The 16,600-nt window shown below is 39.5% G+C and carries 16 protein-coding genes; 4 read left to right on the top strand and 12 right to left on the bottom strand.

Going from position 1 to position 16,600, the window contains the following annotated elements; genetic code table 11:
* Nucleotides 1-181: 181 nt before the first annotated feature.
* From rsmA to CYK55_RS03410, 4 genes are all read right to left on the bottom strand, one after another.
* Complete coding sequence (rsmA, locus tag CYK55_RS03425; RefSeq protein ID WP_034688884.1) at nucleotides 182-1,066, bottom strand: 16S rRNA (adenine(1518)-N(6)/adenine(1519)-N(6))-dimethyltransferase RsmA; 885 nt, start codon at nucleotides 1,064-1,066, stop codon at nucleotides 182-184.
* Complete coding sequence (rnmV, locus tag CYK55_RS03420) at nucleotides 1,059-1,628, bottom strand: ribonuclease M5 (RefSeq protein ID WP_034688886.1); 570 nt, start codon at nucleotides 1,626-1,628, stop codon at nucleotides 1,059-1,061. The genes rsmA and rnmV overlap by 8 nt, the downstream gene beginning before the upstream one ends.
* Nucleotides 1,621-2,397, bottom strand: coding sequence for a TatD family hydrolase (locus CYK55_RS03415; protein WP_023519222.1), 777 nt, complete (start codon nucleotides 2,395-2,397; stop codon nucleotides 1,621-1,623). Before CYK55_RS03415 ends, rnmV begins: the two co-directional genes overlap by 8 nt.
* A 137-nt stretch (nucleotides 2,398-2,534) precedes the next feature.
* A complete protein-coding gene (locus CYK55_RS03410) occupies nucleotides 2,535-3,857 on the bottom strand; it encodes an APC family permease (protein WP_126133946.1) in 1,323 nt (440 codons plus the stop codon).
* 168 nt (nucleotides 3,858-4,025) lie between these two features.
* Between CYK55_RS03410 and CYK55_RS03405 the strand changes: the two genes are divergently transcribed.
* Nucleotides 4,026-4,619: a hypothetical protein gene (locus tag CYK55_RS03405; RefSeq protein ID WP_034688892.1), complete on the top strand. Its 594-nt coding sequence runs from the start codon at nucleotides 4,026-4,028 to the stop codon at nucleotides 4,617-4,619.
* 67 nt (nucleotides 4,620-4,686) lie between these two features.
* On the opposite strand, the gene CYK55_RS03400 is transcribed toward CYK55_RS03405, so the two are convergent.
* Nucleotides 4,687-5,328, bottom strand: a complete 642-nt coding sequence (locus CYK55_RS03400) for a Fic family protein (RefSeq protein ID WP_235186338.1) — start codon at nucleotides 5,326-5,328, stop codon at nucleotides 4,687-4,689.
* 438 nt (nucleotides 5,329-5,766) lie between these two features.
* A complete protein-coding gene (metG, locus tag CYK55_RS03395) occupies nucleotides 5,767-7,776 on the bottom strand; it encodes a methionine--tRNA ligase (RefSeq protein WP_034688895.1) in 2,010 nt (669 codons plus the stop codon).
* Nucleotides 7,777-8,053: 277 nt separating this feature from the next.
* On the opposite strand from metG, the gene CYK55_RS13990 reads away from it, so the two are divergent.
* The gene (locus CYK55_RS13990) at nucleotides 8,054-8,332 is read left to right on the top strand and encodes a hypothetical protein (RefSeq protein ID WP_010736143.1); all 279 of its coding nucleotides are present in this window, start codon (nucleotides 8,054-8,056) and stop codon (nucleotides 8,330-8,332) included.
* Between the two features lie 91 nt (nucleotides 8,333-8,423).
* A complete protein-coding gene (locus CYK55_RS03385; RefSeq protein ID WP_126133945.1) occupies nucleotides 8,424-9,245 on the top strand; it encodes an NUDIX domain-containing protein in 822 nt (273 codons plus the stop codon).
* A gap of 141 nt (nucleotides 9,246-9,386) precedes the next feature.
* On the opposite strand, the gene CYK55_RS03380 is transcribed toward CYK55_RS03385, so the two are convergent.
* Genes CYK55_RS03380 through opp3b form a run of 5 tightly spaced genes read right to left on the bottom strand, consistent with a single transcriptional unit; the run spans nucleotide 9,387 to nucleotide 14,408 of the window.
* Nucleotides 9,387-10,394: an RNA-guided endonuclease TnpB family protein gene (locus CYK55_RS03380; protein ID WP_034688898.1), complete on the bottom strand. Its 1,008-nt coding sequence runs from the start codon at nucleotides 10,392-10,394 to the stop codon at nucleotides 9,387-9,389.
* A gap of 12 nt (nucleotides 10,395-10,406) precedes the next feature.
* Entirely contained in the window at nucleotides 10,407-11,360 is a 954-nt protein-coding gene (locus CYK55_RS03375; protein ID WP_010736151.1) for an ABC transporter ATP-binding protein, read from the bottom strand.
* Nucleotides 11,335-12,417, bottom strand: coding sequence for an ABC transporter ATP-binding protein (locus CYK55_RS03370; RefSeq protein WP_034688901.1), 1,083 nt, complete (start codon nucleotides 12,415-12,417; stop codon nucleotides 11,335-11,337). The genes CYK55_RS03375 and CYK55_RS03370 overlap by 26 nt, the downstream gene beginning before the upstream one ends.
* A 5-nt stretch (nucleotides 12,418-12,422) precedes the next feature.
* Nucleotides 12,423-13,466 (bottom strand): ABC transporter permease, encoded by a 1,044-nt coding sequence (locus tag CYK55_RS03365; protein WP_019722499.1) that lies wholly within the window; start codon nucleotides 13,464-13,466, stop codon nucleotides 12,423-12,425.
* Nucleotides 13,467-14,408 carry an oligopeptide ABC transporter permease gene (opp3b, locus tag CYK55_RS03360; protein ID WP_023519216.1) on the bottom strand — a complete coding sequence of 314 codons (942 nt, stop codon included), beginning with the start codon at nucleotides 14,406-14,408 and terminating at the stop codon, nucleotides 13,467-13,469.
* A gap of 80 nt (nucleotides 14,409-14,488) precedes the next feature.
* On the opposite strand from opp3b, the gene CYK55_RS03355 reads away from it, so the two are divergent.
* Complete coding sequence (locus CYK55_RS03355; RefSeq protein WP_034688906.1) at nucleotides 14,489-14,833, top strand: DUF3899 domain-containing protein; 345 nt, start codon at nucleotides 14,489-14,491, stop codon at nucleotides 14,831-14,833.
* Nucleotides 14,834-14,925: 92 nt separating this feature from the next.
* Here the strand turns inward: CYK55_RS03355 and CYK55_RS03350 are convergent, their stop codons facing one another.
* Nucleotides 14,926-16,593 (bottom strand): peptide ABC transporter substrate-binding protein, encoded by a 1,668-nt coding sequence (locus CYK55_RS03350; protein WP_034688907.1) that lies wholly within the window; start codon nucleotides 16,591-16,593, stop codon nucleotides 14,926-14,928.
* Between the last annotated feature and the right edge of the window lie 7 nt (nucleotides 16,594-16,600).

Here is a 16,600-nt window from a genome sequence, read left to right as displayed (position 1 = left end):
CAAGACACATCAAGAGAAACAGGATGTCTGAAATGCTACCCACTCTGAAATCGAAAAATTTGATCTCGGACCTTATTTCTTAACATAGTCAGGCATCACCTGAAGAATACCCAAAATGGTTTCCTCAAGTGATGCCTTATGCTTAGAGCGAAAAGACTTTTTCAGCCTTCTATTCTTCACTTTATCTTTTTAGATGTTCCATGGCATTGCTCAAAGCAGCAAATTCTCCTAAAGAAAGTGTTTCTCCTCGTCTTTTCGGATCGATTCCTGCCTCAGTCAGACTTTCAGTTAACCATCTTTTAGTTTCTTCGTCTTTCCCATAGGCATGTTGCAAATTATTCCATAAAGTTTTTCTACGCTGTTGAAACGCTGCTTTTGTCAGACGGAAAAAGGCTTTTTCATCCGTTACGGAAACTGCTGGTGTTGCGCGTCTTGTCAATTTCAAGATTGCTGAATCCACGTTTGGTTGTGGCACAAATACTGTTTTTGGCACAATAAAAGCCAAACTTGCTTCCATATAGTATTGCACAGCGATCGATAAAGAACCATATGCTTTTGTTCCCGGTTTTGCTGAGATGCGATCAGCTACTTCTTTTTGCATCATCACGATCATTTCGTCAACCACTACGTCTGATTCAAGAAAGTGCATCATGATTGGTGTCGTGATGTAATAAGGTAGATTAGCTACCACTTTCAATGGTAACTGCTCGTTGAATTTTGTACGGACTGCCTCTGCTAAATCAGTTTTCAAAATATCTTGGTGGATGACTGTGACGTTCGGATAAGGTGAAAGGGTATCTGCCAAGACAGGAATCAATCGATCGTCGATTTCAAATGCGACTACTTGTTTGGCATGACGCGCGATTTGCTCTGTTAATGCACCAATTCCTGGCCCTACTTCGATCACATTAGTCTGCTGATCGATTTGACCAGTTTCAATGATTTTCCGAAGGATATTGGGCTCTGTCAAAAAGTTTTGTCCTAAACTCTTCTTAAAAGAGAAGCCGTGCTTCAATAAAATTTCTTTTGTTCTAGTGGGTGTTGCAATATCCCGATATTCACTCATAATGATCCTCCACTTTTTTCATTGCCTGCTTAAACTCAGTTAACGTAATTCGGAACATGTTCAATCGTTTTTCCAATTGTTTTCCGTTCGTATAACCGATGCGTAATTCATCACCTAACATCTCACGTTTTTCTTTTGCATGTGCTCCAGCAATCAATCCATATGCAACAAGTATTTGTCTAGTGATCTCCGGTGCTTGGGTCTCATCATCGATTGGCGTAACGACCTTTTTCAACGCTTCTAATATCGCTTCATCACTCGCATGTTCGACCCCTAAGCTTCCCCTTTTTTTCGGTACGGCTTGGTTCCTTGGCAAAAATGCATGTTTTGCTTGTGGTACCACTTCCATGATCGTTTTACGGATCTTCTCACCTGAGAAATCTGGGTCCGTAAAAATAATGATTCCCCTAGTTTCCTGTGCATGTTCGATCTGCATCAAGATTTCTTCATTGATCGCTGAACCAATCGTTTCTATCGTGTCGGTTTCAACCACTTCTTGTAGCCTTCTCGTGTCGTCTTTCCCTTCGACAACAATGATTTCTTGGATCTTTAACTTAGTCATGCTCTGACAATCCAAATAAATGATGGGCATTTTTCCATGTTTGTGCCGCTACTTCTTCCATTGGTAATTGACGAAGTTCAGCGATCTTTTCGACTGTGTAACGAGTATACCCTGGTTCATTTCTTTTTCCTCGATATGGCACTGGCGCTAAATAAGGAGCATCCGTTTCCACTAATAGACGATCCATTGGGACGTTTGTCGCTGCTTCTTGCACATCTAACGCCTTTTTGAATGTCACGACACCACTAAAAGAAATGTGCATCCCTAAATCAAGGAAACGTTGTGCCCATTCATAATCACCACTAAAGCTATGCATGATTCCACCAATATCACGAATGTCTTCTTCTTTTAACACCTTATAAGTATCTTCCAAGGCATCTCTCGTATGGATACTGATCGGTAAACGCATTTCTTTTGCAATGGCGATCTGTCTTCTAAAGATTTTATCTTGGACTTCTTTGGGATCTTCCATCCAATAATAATCCAGTCCGATTTCCCCTAAAGCAACCACTTTTGGTAAAGTCAGTTGTTCTTGTAGTTTGTTTTCGATTTCTTTCGTATAGCTACCAGCTTCTGTAGGATGCCAGCCGATGATGCTATAAATGTTTGGGTAATCTTGACTAAGCATCAAGGACTTTTCGATCGTTGGTGTATCAAATCCTACAACGGCCATTTTAGTCACACCTAGTTCTTCTGCACGCTGGATCGTTTCAGGAATATCATCATTGAATTGTTCCGCGTTCAAATGAGTATGAGAATCAAATATCATCTTTATCTCTCCTTTTCATTCATTACTTTAGCATATATATAGGCGTTAAAGAAGTGTCAAAGACTAAAAAACAAGATATATTATGCAAAGAAAGACAAGAAATGACTTGATTCACTTCTTGTCTTTTTCATTATCAGTTAGTTACTTTCAGTCTGTTTTTTTTTGTAATAAAACACAGGTACACCTAACAATGTGACTAATATTCCGATCAATGCCAAATTCGTTTGTGTGATCAGTGTCATCCCTAAAATAAAGATGGCTCCTAAAATCGCAATGATCGGTATCACAGGATAAAGGGGTACTTTGTATGGACGAGGCATCTCTGGGGCTTTCTTTCTTAAAATAAAAACACCAATAAAAATCAATAAGCTAAATAGCCACATGACAAAAATCAACATATCCGTCAGAAAATCAAAAGACCCTAAACTCATCATGATACATGCAATCGCTAATTGGAACAACGCAGGGACATAAGGAACAGTAAAGTTTTTTGAAAGCTTTGTCAACTGGTTGCTGAACGGTAATTCATTTTCTAATGCCATTGCATATGGAACACGAATCCCAGTCAACGTATAACCATTCAATGCGCCGTAGACAGAGATCAAAATACCGATCGTCACGATTTTCCCTCCTAGTTCACCGAAGATGACTGCTGACGCATCAGATGAAGCATTCAAGTTCCCAGCAATTTGATCAATTGGTAATGTTTTTAAAAAGACGAAGTTGATCAATAGATAAACGAATGTCACAAAACTCAAGCCTAAAATAATTGCTTTTGGTAGATCCTTTTCTGGACGTTTCATTTCTCCAGCCATGGCTCCGACACCTAACCAGCCATCGTAAGCAAAAAGCGTTGCCAACAAAGCACCACTAAGTCCTTCTGCCCATGAAACACCTTGTCCGGCTTCTACTGGAAATAATTGAACAGTACCTTGTCCTGGTGTCAGAAGCCCCCAAATAATAATCACTGCAATTGGGATCAACTTGACTACCAATGTAATAGATTGAACGTACGCACCAACTTTGGTCCCTAACAGATTCAATCCAGTGATAGAAAATGCTGTAATAATAGCAATCACTAATAAATAATCAGGAGATAGCTGTAAGAGATTGATCAGCTGTGTTGCAAAGATGATCGATAATGCCGCAATGTTGGCTGGAAAATAAATCAAACTTTGTGCCCATCCTAACAAAAAACTTGGTAACTTACCGTAAGCTGCTTCAATATACTTGACCGCTCCACCAGTTTCAGGAATGGCAGTGGCTAATTCAGCGACTGTTAGCCCCGCACAGATCGTTAAGAATCCCCCTAACAACCACGCGAGTAACGTCAAACTTGTTGATTGTGTACTTGCCACTACCGCTGCTGTTTTAAAAAAGACGCCGGCGCCGATCACAGTTCCCATTACTGTGGATAATGCACCAAACAAATTGATCTCGCGTTTTAATTTCCCCTTCATTCTCTTCCTCATTTCGTATTTCTTTTTTATTTTTTTCAGTATAACCGAGAACTTTTCATTTTACCATTCTTTTCAGAAATTTGTAGTGAAAATATCCCTCTAAAGACGGATGTATTCTTGTTTTACTTCTTATAGAATGAAGCTACTTGAAATGTAAGGAGGTAACCTATGGATTTTCAATCGATCGATCCAAAACTAGCATCTTATCTAAAAGATAAAGGTACCACTTTCTTTCCACAAAAAGAACAAAAACAATCCAAACTACACTGGTTTTTGTTGATTTTATTTGGCTGGTTAACAATTGCGACATTGACACAGCAATTGCTATTGATGGCTAGTTTTCTTCTGGTCGTCACATTGATCAAAGGACCTGGAATGGTACTTTGGGGAATCGTCTATACCTTCCTCGTCGGTTTGTTTCCGCCCATTGCTTTTTTACTATCGGTCGTCTTTTTACTATTGAACCTTCAAACAATCGTCAGGAATTGGCGAGTCACGATAGTCGGGATTTTTTTCTATGGTTATCCTTTAGCCATGAACGCAATACGTCATTTGACTGATTGGGATACAAGATGGTTCTTCGCGATCAGCTTACTCCTAGGGCTGGTGATTCTTCAATCGCTATTGACCAAGATTTATGCACGTTACGGCAATAGTCGCCTGATTGCTTGGTATATTCTATGTATTCCATTTTCGATCGTCGCAGCATTATTGCCAACGAAAGTCAAACAACGGCTAAAACTAAAAAAAGTCGGACGATGATTATCATCGCTCGACTTTTTTCAATTATCTATAAAACTATTTTATTGATGAATCAATCCTGTGAATTTCATTTTTTCAAAAACTGTTCATGCATATCTTGGCTCATACCTAAAATATCAAGTAAATAACCATTCTCGGTTCCCCAACTACTTAGACCTCTGTAATAGAATTCACGTTCGACATCTTTGATCACGACAGGCATGATATTGTGCTTCAAGCGTTCTTTGAACATGAGCAAACGTCCTATACGCCCGTTGCCATCTGCAAACGGGTAGATTCGTTCATATTTCACATGAAAATCTACAATTTCAACTAAGCTTTTTTTTTTTGAGTTTTCATAATAAGCAAGTAATTCCGTCATTTTTTCAGTTACTTCCTCGGGTGCTGAGGTTTCAAGCTCAGCATAACCAAAACCAATCATATTTTGAACAAGTTTAAATTCTCCGACAGGTGTTAGCGGATTGTTTTCATCGGTTGTTCCTCTTTTCAAAATTTGATGTAGTTCTTTGATAAAATCATTCGATAACGGTTCTTCGATATGATCGATCACGTAATCGAAACCTTTGAAATGACTTTCTATTTCTTTGATATCATCTAATTTCGTTGCCTCGCCACTTTCAGCAGGAGGGAGAATATTATTTTTAAATATTAAGGCGGTTTGCTTCTCAGAAATTCTCGATCCTTCGATTCGATTGGAGTGATACGCCATTTCTACTTGCGTCAGATGGTAAATTCCACCATGCAGATTTGCTTTTTTTCCAGTACAAATCGGGTAACTAAATTTAACTCAGCCACCTTCATCTTTCGTCTCCGTCCAATAGATAGCATAGTTGTTCTATTTCTTCTCTCTTCTCAAGCGCTAGTTAACCCAATGATCGGATCATTTGGCTTGGATTGTTTACTTACTCGCTTTTCTTTCTTATTGTAATATGTATGAATGGTTTAATACTGCAGTTCCAAAAAATTTGTCACTCAATTAAAGTTATAAAAAAGCCGAGGACCTTCGTCCTCTCGTACCCCCTAAAAAAATAAACGGTGTTCGCACAACCTCGTTAGTTTTATTTTTATAGATCCATGAAAAGTAACCCTATCAAAAAAAGAACTATTCTAAGCTTATTTGCTTAGAATAGTTCTTAACAGTCATTGATTAGCCAACTTCAGAACCGTTTGGCATACCTTTTGGTGCTTCGATCACTTGTAATGAACCATCAGCTGCTTCTGCTGAAAGGATCATTCCTTGACTGATCAGCCCGCGCATTTTGCGTGGTTTCAAGTTAGCAACGATCACTAATTTTTTGCCGATCAATTCACTTGGATCAGGATAAAATTCGGCAATACCGGATAAGATTTGACGGTCTTGGTCATCTCCTGCATCTAGACGGAATTGCAATAATTTATCTGCCCCTTCGACTTTTTGGCAATTGATGACTTCTGCTACTTTTAATTCGACTTTTTCAAATACATCGAACTTGATTTGTTTTTCTTTAGTCGAAACAAGCTCTGTTTCTTCTGGGTCCCATTTGACAGAGTCCTCATTTGTTTGAGTACCTTCTGACATTTTTGCTTGGATATACGCAATTTCTTCTTCCAGCTCTAAGCGTGGGAAAATCGGTGTACCTTTTGCAACGACTTTTGTCCCAGATGGGAATTCACCGAAGTGTAATCCTTCAAGGTTCATCATCTCGGCATCCAACCCTAATTGATTGAAGATTTTAGTTGGTGTTTCTGTCATGATCGGTTGTAAGAGGATCGCAGTGATACGTAGCGATTCAGCTAAGTGGATCATCACGCTCTCTAACTCTTTTTTCTTCTCTTCGTCTTTTGCTAAGACCCAAGGTTCTGTTTCATCGATATATTTGTTGGCACGAGAAATCAATACCCAGATTTCGGCTAATGCAGTGTTGAATTCCATTTTTTCCATTGCGTCATGATAACGACCTACCACATTCGCAGCAGTTGTTGATAACTCACTGTCAAACGGTGTCACTAATGACGCATAGTCAGGAACCATGCCATCACAATATTTATTGATCATTGCAATCGTTCGATTCAAAAGATTCCCTAAGTCATTCGCCAAATCGTAGTTCACACGTGACACAAAGTCTTCTGGTGTAAATACACCATCTGAACCAAATGGTACTGCACGCAATAAGTAATAACGCAAAGCATCTAAGCCATAGCGTTCAACAAGCATTTCTGGATAAACGACATTGCCTTTCGATTTAGACATCTTACCATCTTTCATCAACAACCAGCCATGTCCAAAGACTTTCTTCGGCAATGGGATATCTAATGCCATCAACATGATCGGCCAATAGATCGTATGGAACCGAACGATTTCTTTTCCAACCATATGGACATCTGCGGGCCAATACTTCTGGAATAATTGATCGTCTTCTGAACCGTAGCCCAGTGCGGTGATATAGTTCGACAACGCATCGATCCAGACATACACTACATGTTTTGGATCATTTTTGACATTGATTCCCCAGCTGAATGTCGTCCGTGAAACTGCTAGATCTTCTAAACCTGGTTTGATGAAGTTATTGATCATCTCATTTTTACGTGATTCAGGTTGGATAAACTCTGGGTGTTCTTCGTAGTACTCTAACAAGCGATCTGCATACTTACTCATACGGAAGAAATAAGACTCTTCCTTAACTAGCTCAACTTCATGACCACTTGGCGCTTTCCCGCCGATCACTTTGCCGTCTTCATCTTTGTATACTTCTGCAAGTTGAGTTTCTGTAAAGAATTCCTCATCTGAGACAGAATACCAACCTTCATATTCACCTAAGTAAATATCACCTTGTTCAAGCAAACGATCAAAGATTTTTTGAACTGCTGCTTTATGATAATCATCAGTTGTGCGAATGAATTTATCGTAGCTGATATCTAATGTTTTCCACAGTTTTTTGACATCTGCAGCCATTTTGTCTACATATTCCTGTGGCTCTACGCCTAATTCTTCTGCTTTTTTCTCAATTTTCTGTCCGTGTTCATCTACCCCAGTTAGATAAAACACATCAAAGCCCATCAAACGTTTATAACGTGCAACAGCATCACATGCAATCGTTGTATAAGAATTGCCAATGTGCAGTTTGCCACTTGGATAATAGATGGGCGTAGTGATATAAAAAGTTTCCTTTTCTGCCATGGGGTACTTCCTCCTTTATCGCATGGTGCGAATTCGTTTCCTTGCTAGTATACCATAAAATGAATACGCTGTTAGCTTTTTTTGATAACTCCCGAAATGTAAAGATGTCCTTTCCCTTCATGAAAACATTTATAAAGAACTCACGTTATCGTGATGATCCACTTCCTTCTCTCCCCACCCTCTTACTCCTTTTTTTTCAGGATCGTCTACTCTCACATTTTTACTTTACAAACATGCTATAATAAGCAATATCATATAAGAAAAGGTTTTGAGACTAATGACAAAAAAACACAAACGAATGATTATCAGCATTGCTTTACTTTCCCTCATCCATCTATTATTTAGTTTTTACTATTTACACCTGTATGGTTATTTCAATCTACATGGGCAATTAAATACTTTTCTTTTGCTCACTTTGATCCTTCGAGTGATCCTAGCAGGATATATCGTCCTCTGTGGATTTTTCGCCATTCGAGAAGAAAAACAGAAACTTCTCCCTTTTTATTTGCTTTTCTTCCTATTTAATCTACTCTTACCATTTCTTTTTCAACTCTGAGTTGGATTTATTTGTCTAGAAATATTTGGTTTTCAGGGAGATTCTGCTACAATAAAGTAAAAAGTACCTTAACATAACAGGAGGTGAGAAAGTGGAACATTTTCATTCAAAAGAAGAAGAAAAAACATATTATGAACAAGAGGCCTCTGAAACTGATTTCTTATCTTGGTACCAAGACCAAGAACGTCCTGAATATGAAAAACCTTCATTGACAGTCGATATCGTTTTACTCTGCTACAACAAAGAAGAAGATCAATTAAAAGTTTTACTTATCCAACGTAAAAGTCATCCTTACCGAAATTCTTGGGCACTTCCCGGCGGATTCGTCCAAAAAAATGAATCGACTGGTGCCAGCGTCTTGCGAGAAACAAAAGAAGAAACAGGCGTCATCATATCCGAAGAAAATATTGAACAGCTGCATACCTTCAGTACACCGAATCGTGATCCTCGTGGCTGGGTCGTGACAGTCAGCTATCTCGCCTTTATCGGTGAAGAACCTTTGATCGCTGGAGACGATGCCAAAGAAGTGCAGTGGTTTTCACTTGAACGTAATGCAAACAAACTGAATCTATCAAGTGGGGATGTAGCAATCACTCTAGACTTGACGACGAGCGAGTCTTCTGGCAAAGTCACATTAGCCTTTGACCATAGCGAGATCATTGTCAAAGCCTTCAACCGTGTCGTCAACAAAATGGAACATGAACCCCAAGTGCTTCAAGTGCTAGGAAAAGACTTCACGATCACAGAAGCACGCAAAGTATTCGCTAAATTCTTAGGGATCGATTTTAAAATGATCGATCATTCCAATTTCAAAAAAGCCATGTTACAATACTTCGATGAAATCGGTGAACGTCCTGTCGGTATCGGACGTCCCTCAAAGATCTATCAATTAAAACCTGGACATACAGAATAAAAAGAGGAGAAGGGCATGAATGCTCTTCTCCTCTTTTTTGGTTTGTCATAATTAGTGAGCTTCTCTGAAAGAAATTCCTAGAAACAAAAACAATAGATGTTTTTTATTAGCAAGGCGAACCCTGGCGCCCCTACCAGTTTTTTATTCAAACAGGACTTGCTTCCCGATTTCAATTAATTCCAGACTCTTTTTATTTGTGGAAGGATTTGTTTGTTCTTTCATATCGATCAATACTAACTTTTTGCTATACCATTGCGATTTATATTGGAGCTTTGCTAATAGCTTATGCCAGTCTTGGATAGAAAAATCGCCTTCCGGACAATCTGCTGAAATCGATTCGACAAACAAATAATCATAATGACGAATCACTGTTCCTGAAATTTGTTCTAAATAGTCTTCTCGTTGAAATTTTTGTTTTAAATAAAGGTCTTTGATTTTCCTTTTTTGCTTTTGATAATTTTTTACTCTTTCAACGTGTGTGCGTCGATGCTGTGCTGATCGTCCTTTGATCACAAGCTTTCTCTTTGCCCGCAGGAGTTGTTGATCAACTTGTTTGAATTTTGGAATCGTGATGTCAAGTGGTGTGGACATCTCCACTAGACGATCTGGATCATAGGCTATCCCGATCCATTTATTTGACGCTTTCATCGTCTTTGGGGGAACTTCACAGAGCAAGGAGACATAAAAGATCTCGTTGTATCGAGATGAGATCGTTGCTGAACGAATCGTTCCTTCAATCGGACGATGGGCATGGATGCGAATTTTCTCTTTTAGCTTTGGCAATTTAAGGTATGTTTCTTCTAAATAGATTGTTCCTTTTTGATTATTCGTCGTATACGACTGCCAAATACTTTTTTTATTTTTTAGTTTGGGAAAGCTTGCGCGTCCTTTAAAATAATTACGAAATGCACGATCCAAGTTTAATTGGGCATTCGCTAAGGCTAAACTATCGACTTCCTTTAAAAACGGATATTGCTTTTTTAAAGAAGCTGGTGTCAGCGTATAATCGATCTCTTGTGTTTCTAAATAATACGCCTGTCTGGCTTTTAATAAATGATTGTAAGTGAAACGCACACAACCAAATGTTTGGATCAACCACTGTTTTTGTGAATCAGTGGGATAGATTCGAAATTTAAAGGCTTTTAGCATCGGCTTCTCCCCCTAGTTTGCGACTAGCAAGGCTTCTTTCTGCCGTTTTAATTTTTTCGCATAATAAGCAACTTCTTGTTCTGTTGCGTATACAAAATGTTCAGGAGCAATTTCGCGTAACGTGCGGATTTGTCCATCGTCTGGTTCAGGTTGATACTTGATCCGGCGACGTTGACGTTCATGATCAGGGTCAGGCAATGGAATCGCTGATAGTAAGCTTTCCGTATATGGATGCACTCCATGATTATAGATTTCTTCACTGGTTCCCATCTCAAGCAACAAGCCATTGTGCATCACACCAATACGGTCACTGATATGTTTTACCATGGATAAATCGTGCGCGATAAACAAGTAAGTCAATCCTTGCTCTTTTTGTAAATCTTGTAAAAGATTGACCACTTGGGCTTGGATCGATACGTCTAAAGCAGAGATTGGTTCATCACAAATGATAAACTTCGGATTGACTGCTAATGCTCGTGCAATCCCGATCCGTTGGCGTTGTCCCCCTGAAAATTCATGAGGATAGCGTGTGCCATGGCTAGGATTTAAGCCAACTGTTTTTAGTAACTCGTTGACTTTTTCTGCACGCTCTTCGGGTGATTTAGCTAGGCCATTGACATCGATTCCTTCTGCAATGATATCTCGTACTTTCATTCTTGGATTTAATGAAGCATATGGATCTTGGAAAATCATTTGGACTTCATGACGAAACTTTGTCATGGCTTGTTTGCCTTTTAATTTCGTCACATCTTGCCCATCAAATAAAATCTCGCCACCCGTTGGTTCATTCAAACGGATGATCGTTCGACCTGTGGTTGACTTTCCACTACCAGATTCGCCAACTAAGCCGAATGTTTCCCCTTCATAGATGTGAAAACTGATATCATTCACCGCATGGACTTCATTTTTCTTTCCTACATTAAAATACTGTTTTAAGCCTTTAACCTCGAGCAGTTTTTTGTTCATTGTTCAATCCCCCTTGGCCATGTGCTTTTTGTTTTTCTTGAAAAATCGCCCAGCGCCGTTGAATCTCTTCTGGCGGTGTCACTTTTGGAGCTTGTGGGGCTAATAGCCAAGTAGCTGCTTGGTGTGTTGGTGATAGTTCGAAAAACGGTGGTGCTTGTTCCGCATCGATTTTCAATGCAAATTCATTTCGTGGATAGAAGGCATCTCCTTTTGGCGGATTCAATAAATCTGGTGGAGAACCTGGAATTGCATATAAGCGTTCATTGCCACTTTCCAATGTAGGCATCGAGCCAAGTAAGCCCCATGTATACGGATGCTGTGGATTGTAAAAAATCTCTTCAGATGTACCCACTTCAATGATTTTCCCACCGTACATCACTGCTACTCGATCAGCGACATTCGCTACGACACCAAGATCATGGGTGATAAAAATGATCGACGTGTCAATTTTTGATTGGATTTTTTTCAACAACTCTAAAATCTGTGCTTGGATCGTCACATCTAAGGCTGTCGTTGGTTCATCTGCAATCAAGATTTCTGGGTAACATATCAACGCGATCGCGATCACGATCCGTTGCCGTTGTCCCCCTGAAAATTGATGAGGATAACTATGGATGCGTTTCTCAGCCTCCGGGATCCCTACAAGATTCAATAATTCTAAAGCGGCTTTTTGCCCCTCTTTTTTCGATACTTTATTATGCTTACGTAAAGATTCTGCTACTTGTTTACCAATCGTCATCGTTGGATCTAATGAAGTCATCGGATCTTGGAAGATCATCGCAATTTCTTTCCCACGAATCTTTTGCATTTCTTTTTCTGTTTTACCAACAAGGTTTTGTCCTTTGAATAAAATCTCACCAGAATCGATTGATGCGTTACTTGATAATAATCGCATGATACTTCTAGTCGTTACGGATTTCCCACTACCGGATTCGCCAACGATGGCCAATGTTTCACCTTTGTTCAAATGAAAATCGACGCCTCGAATTGCTTGGACTTTTCCAGCATAGGTATCAAAGGAGATTTGTAAGTTCTTTACTTCAAGAATTTTCGTCATCGTACTCACTCTTTCATTTTAGGGTCAAAGGCATCACGTAAGCCATCTGCTAATAAGTTGAAACCAATCATGATCACCGATAAAGTTGCTGCCGGTATCCATAATAGGTACGGCAAGTATAAGAATGTTTTGTAGCCATCACTCAACATCGTTCCCAATGAAGCAGAAGGTGGTGTCAAGCCTAGGCCGATGAAACTTAAGAAAGCTTCGAAGAAAATCGCTGATGGGATACTGAACATCATTTGGATGATGATCACACTCGAAATGTTTGGCAAGATATGCTTGAAGGCGATTTTCCATTTGGATTCACCTAATGTCATTCCTGCTAACACGTACTCTTGGTCTTTTAATTTCAATGTTTGTGCCCTAACGATCCGAGCCATCGGAATCCAGTTCGTGATCGCCATCGCTGCCACGATCGAGAAGATCCCTGGTTCAAAAACGACTAACATCAAGATCATTACGACTAAGTTAGGAATTCCAGATAAGACCTCTAAGAAACGTTGCATTGCATTATCCACACGACCACCTAACAAACCAGAGATCAAACCATAGGCAACACCGATCGTTACATCTAGTAATGCAGCGATGAAGGCAATCAATAGAGAGATTCGCGTTCCCATGAACAAACGGCTTAACACATCACGACCTAGACCATCTGTTCCTAAAAAGTAGTTCACATCTGCGGGAACATTGGCTTGCGCATATTTATCGACTAACTCACCCGCAACCATTGCTTTTCCGTTTAGTCCGTCGATATTGATACCAGGAATACGTGGTGGTAAGTTGATGTAATCGACATTTTGAGCGGTTGGATCATGGGGTGAAACGAAAATCGTGATGATCGAGATAAAGATGATCACGATCAGTAGTCCCATGGAAATAACAGCCGCTTTGTTTTTCTTCAATCGACGCCAAGAATCCTGAATAAAATTCAGTGAAGGAGCTTCGATTTTTTCACGTTCTTCTTCTGTATTTTTTTGTAACGGTAAAAATTCATCTGCAGGAATTTCTGCAATTGTTTCGTAGCGTTTAGGTATCAGTTCCATCTAGCTTCGACTCCCTTCAGAAACTCGGATTCTCGGATCAACTAGTCCGTACAATAGATCCACGACTAAAATAACTAAGATCAACATAAATGAATACAAGATCGTGACAGCCATGATCGTTGGATAGTCATTTGTTGTGATCGACTTAACGAATTGCTCACCGATACCCGGAATAGCAAAGATATTTTCGACAACTAATGAACCAGTCATCAACGCGACTGCTAATGGGCCTAATAAGGTCATCAACGGGATCAAACTATTACGTAGACCATGTTTGAATGCAATTTCCCAACGACTCAAGCCTTTTGCTCGAGCCAATTCGACATAATCACTATGCAAGACTTCGACCATTTCTGTTCGTATGAATCTAGCAGAGTCTGCTAATGGCGACATGGCTAGTGCAATCGTTGGTAAAATCGTATACATGAACCCATCCCATTTTGCGATCGGCAATACACGAAATTGGATGGCAAAAATGTATTGTAACAATACAGCAAAAACAAAGTTAGGGATAGAACGGCCTAAGATCGCGACTAATGTAGAAGACGTATCGACCCATGTATTTTGTTTCATTGCTGAGATTGTTCCTAGGATCGTTCCAAAGAAAGTTCCGAAAATGATTGCTTGTAGACCAAGCTGTAATGAAGGTCCTACTCGTCCTGCTAATAAGTTAGCAACTGGTTGGTTTTTGAATTGGAAAGAGATACCAAAATCTCCTTGGAGCAAATTAGAAAGATAGATCCCATATTGAACGATGACTGGTTTATCCAAACCAACTTGCTTGTTCAACATTTCAATTGTTTCAGGACTTAAACGTTCCTGGTTTGTGTAAGGTGTACCAGGTAATAATTGCATCAAAAAGAATGTGATGGTTGCAATCAACCAAAGTGTGATGACCATAAAGAAGACGCGTTTTAATACATATTTTATATAACTATTCACGAATGTTTCCCCCTAGCTTTTGACTTCTGATCAATGTTTCGCTACATTATTTAATGAATCAATGATAAAGGAGCAAAAAAATGAAAAAAAAATATCGTCCTTATTTGTTTGCCGGTTTAGTGATCGTCCTCGTGTTACTTAAAAATGCTTTGACTGATCAGTTGACCCTTCTTCAATTATCCAATGATTTATTTTTATGTGCGTTGCCGTTTTTGATTATCGGCGGATTTTTATGGGTGTTCTCCTCAGGTTTCTTTGATCACTTTCAACGTTCGTTTCACTTAGCAAGAACGAGAAACCGGAAGGAAAAAACAGAATTTACTTCCCTATCTTCGGTCAGCTACGGTATGTATACCTTTTGGCTGATCATCGCTGGAATTTTGCTTGTGTTTTCGATTGTCTTTGCGCTCATTTCACTTGTCTAAATGAACGGCCAAAAGAATAACTAGGATCAGAAAATTGAGAGGTCTGGGATTTATTAAACATCCCAGACGCTCTTTTTTCTTTTTAGGACAGATTATTCTTCAATATATGTCCATTTGTAATCCCATGATGCGCCAGCAGCATGATGAACGATACCTTTGACTTTTGGATTAACTAAATGACCTTCAGCTTTTTGGTAAATTGGAGCGACACCCATATCTTCAGCGATGATTTTATTCGCTTCTTGTAAGTCAGCCCAACGCGCTTGTTCGTCACCAGCATCTTTAGAAGCAGATGCTTCAACAGCTTTGTCATAGTCTGCATTTGACCATTGACCACGGTTGTAAGAGTTACCTGTTACAAACAAGTCAGTGAAACTACTTGGATCAGCATAGTCTGCGCCCCAGCCACCTAATACTGTGTCAAAATCACCAGAAGATGAACGATCCAAACGAACAGAGAATGGTACTGGTGTAGGTTTTACTTTCACACCGTCAAGGTTTTCTTGGATAGAGTTTTGGATATATTCGATCACTTTTTTCGTTGAGTCGTCATCTGATGCCATCAATTCAAATTCTAATGAGTCGATTCCTAATTCACTCTTCGCTTTTTCCCAATATTCTTTTGCTTTGTCTTGATCATATGATACTAATTCGCCGGCTTCTGCTGCGAAATCTTCATTTGTTTCAGGGTTCTTAGTCATGTCTGCAGGAATCAAGCCTGTTGAAACCACTGAACCATCACCCATAACTTGTTTCACTAATGCTTCACGGTTGATTGAATAAGAAATGGCTTTTCTTAAGTTCACATTTTTGAATGGTGAATCATCTTCTCTTTGATTGAACTCGATATAACTTGTACGTGCTTCTTTAACTGACGTATAAGCTGGATCATTCGCATTTTGTTGTGCTAACTCACCTGATAAGATAACATCATCTGCTTGTCCATCTTTGAACAGATTCAATGCAGTAGAAGATTCTTTTACGACACTGACTTTGATTTCTGATAATTTAACTGCATCTTTATCCCAGTACTCTTCGTTTTTCTTGTACGTCCATTCTGTATCAGTACCTGGTCCATCAAAATCAGCTAAAGTAAATGGTCCGTTGTATACTGCGTTGTCACTTGATGATGCGTACGCATCTCCATGTTCTTCAACCACCGCTTGACTTTGTGGGAAGAATGAAGGGAAAGCAAGTAAGTATTGGAAGTATGGTGTTTGTTTGGCTAATTTGATTTCCAATTCATAATCACCAACTGCTTTGATGCCTAATTCTGATTTGTCTTTGTCGCCTGCTGTGATTGCTTCAGCATTTTCAACTGGTGCAAAAAGATACGCATATTCTGATGCCGTCGCTGGATCTACCGTACGTTGCCAACCGTATACATAATCAGCTGCTGTGACAGGCTCCCCATTTGACCATTTTGCGTCTTCACGCAATTTGACTTTATAAGTCAATCCATCTTCACTCACTTCAGCCAATTCACTGGCACCGGCTGGTTGAGGTTTACTATCTTCATCCAAACGATAGATTCCTTCATACACATTATTTAGTGCAGTAAAACTGATTGTATCTGTTGCAACCGATAAGTCGGCTGATGGCATTTCTTGAGGTACTACTAAGTTGAAGACGCCTCCTCCATCTGCTGATCCACTGCTTGAAGAACCACTACCACTTGTATCTGCGCTGCTGCCACCATAACAACCAGCAAGCACAAGCCCACATAAGGCCACAACTCCAAAAGTTAAATTCTTTTTCATCTTCCGT

It is taken from the genome of Enterococcus mundtii (genome assembly GCF_003957375.1).
GTDB classification, from domain to species: Bacteria; Bacillota; Bacilli; order Lactobacillales; family Enterococcaceae; genus Enterococcus_B; species Enterococcus_B spodopteracolus.
The sequence above is the reverse complement of the archived record's forward strand: the minus strand, read 5'-3'. Positions and strand labels throughout refer to the sequence as shown.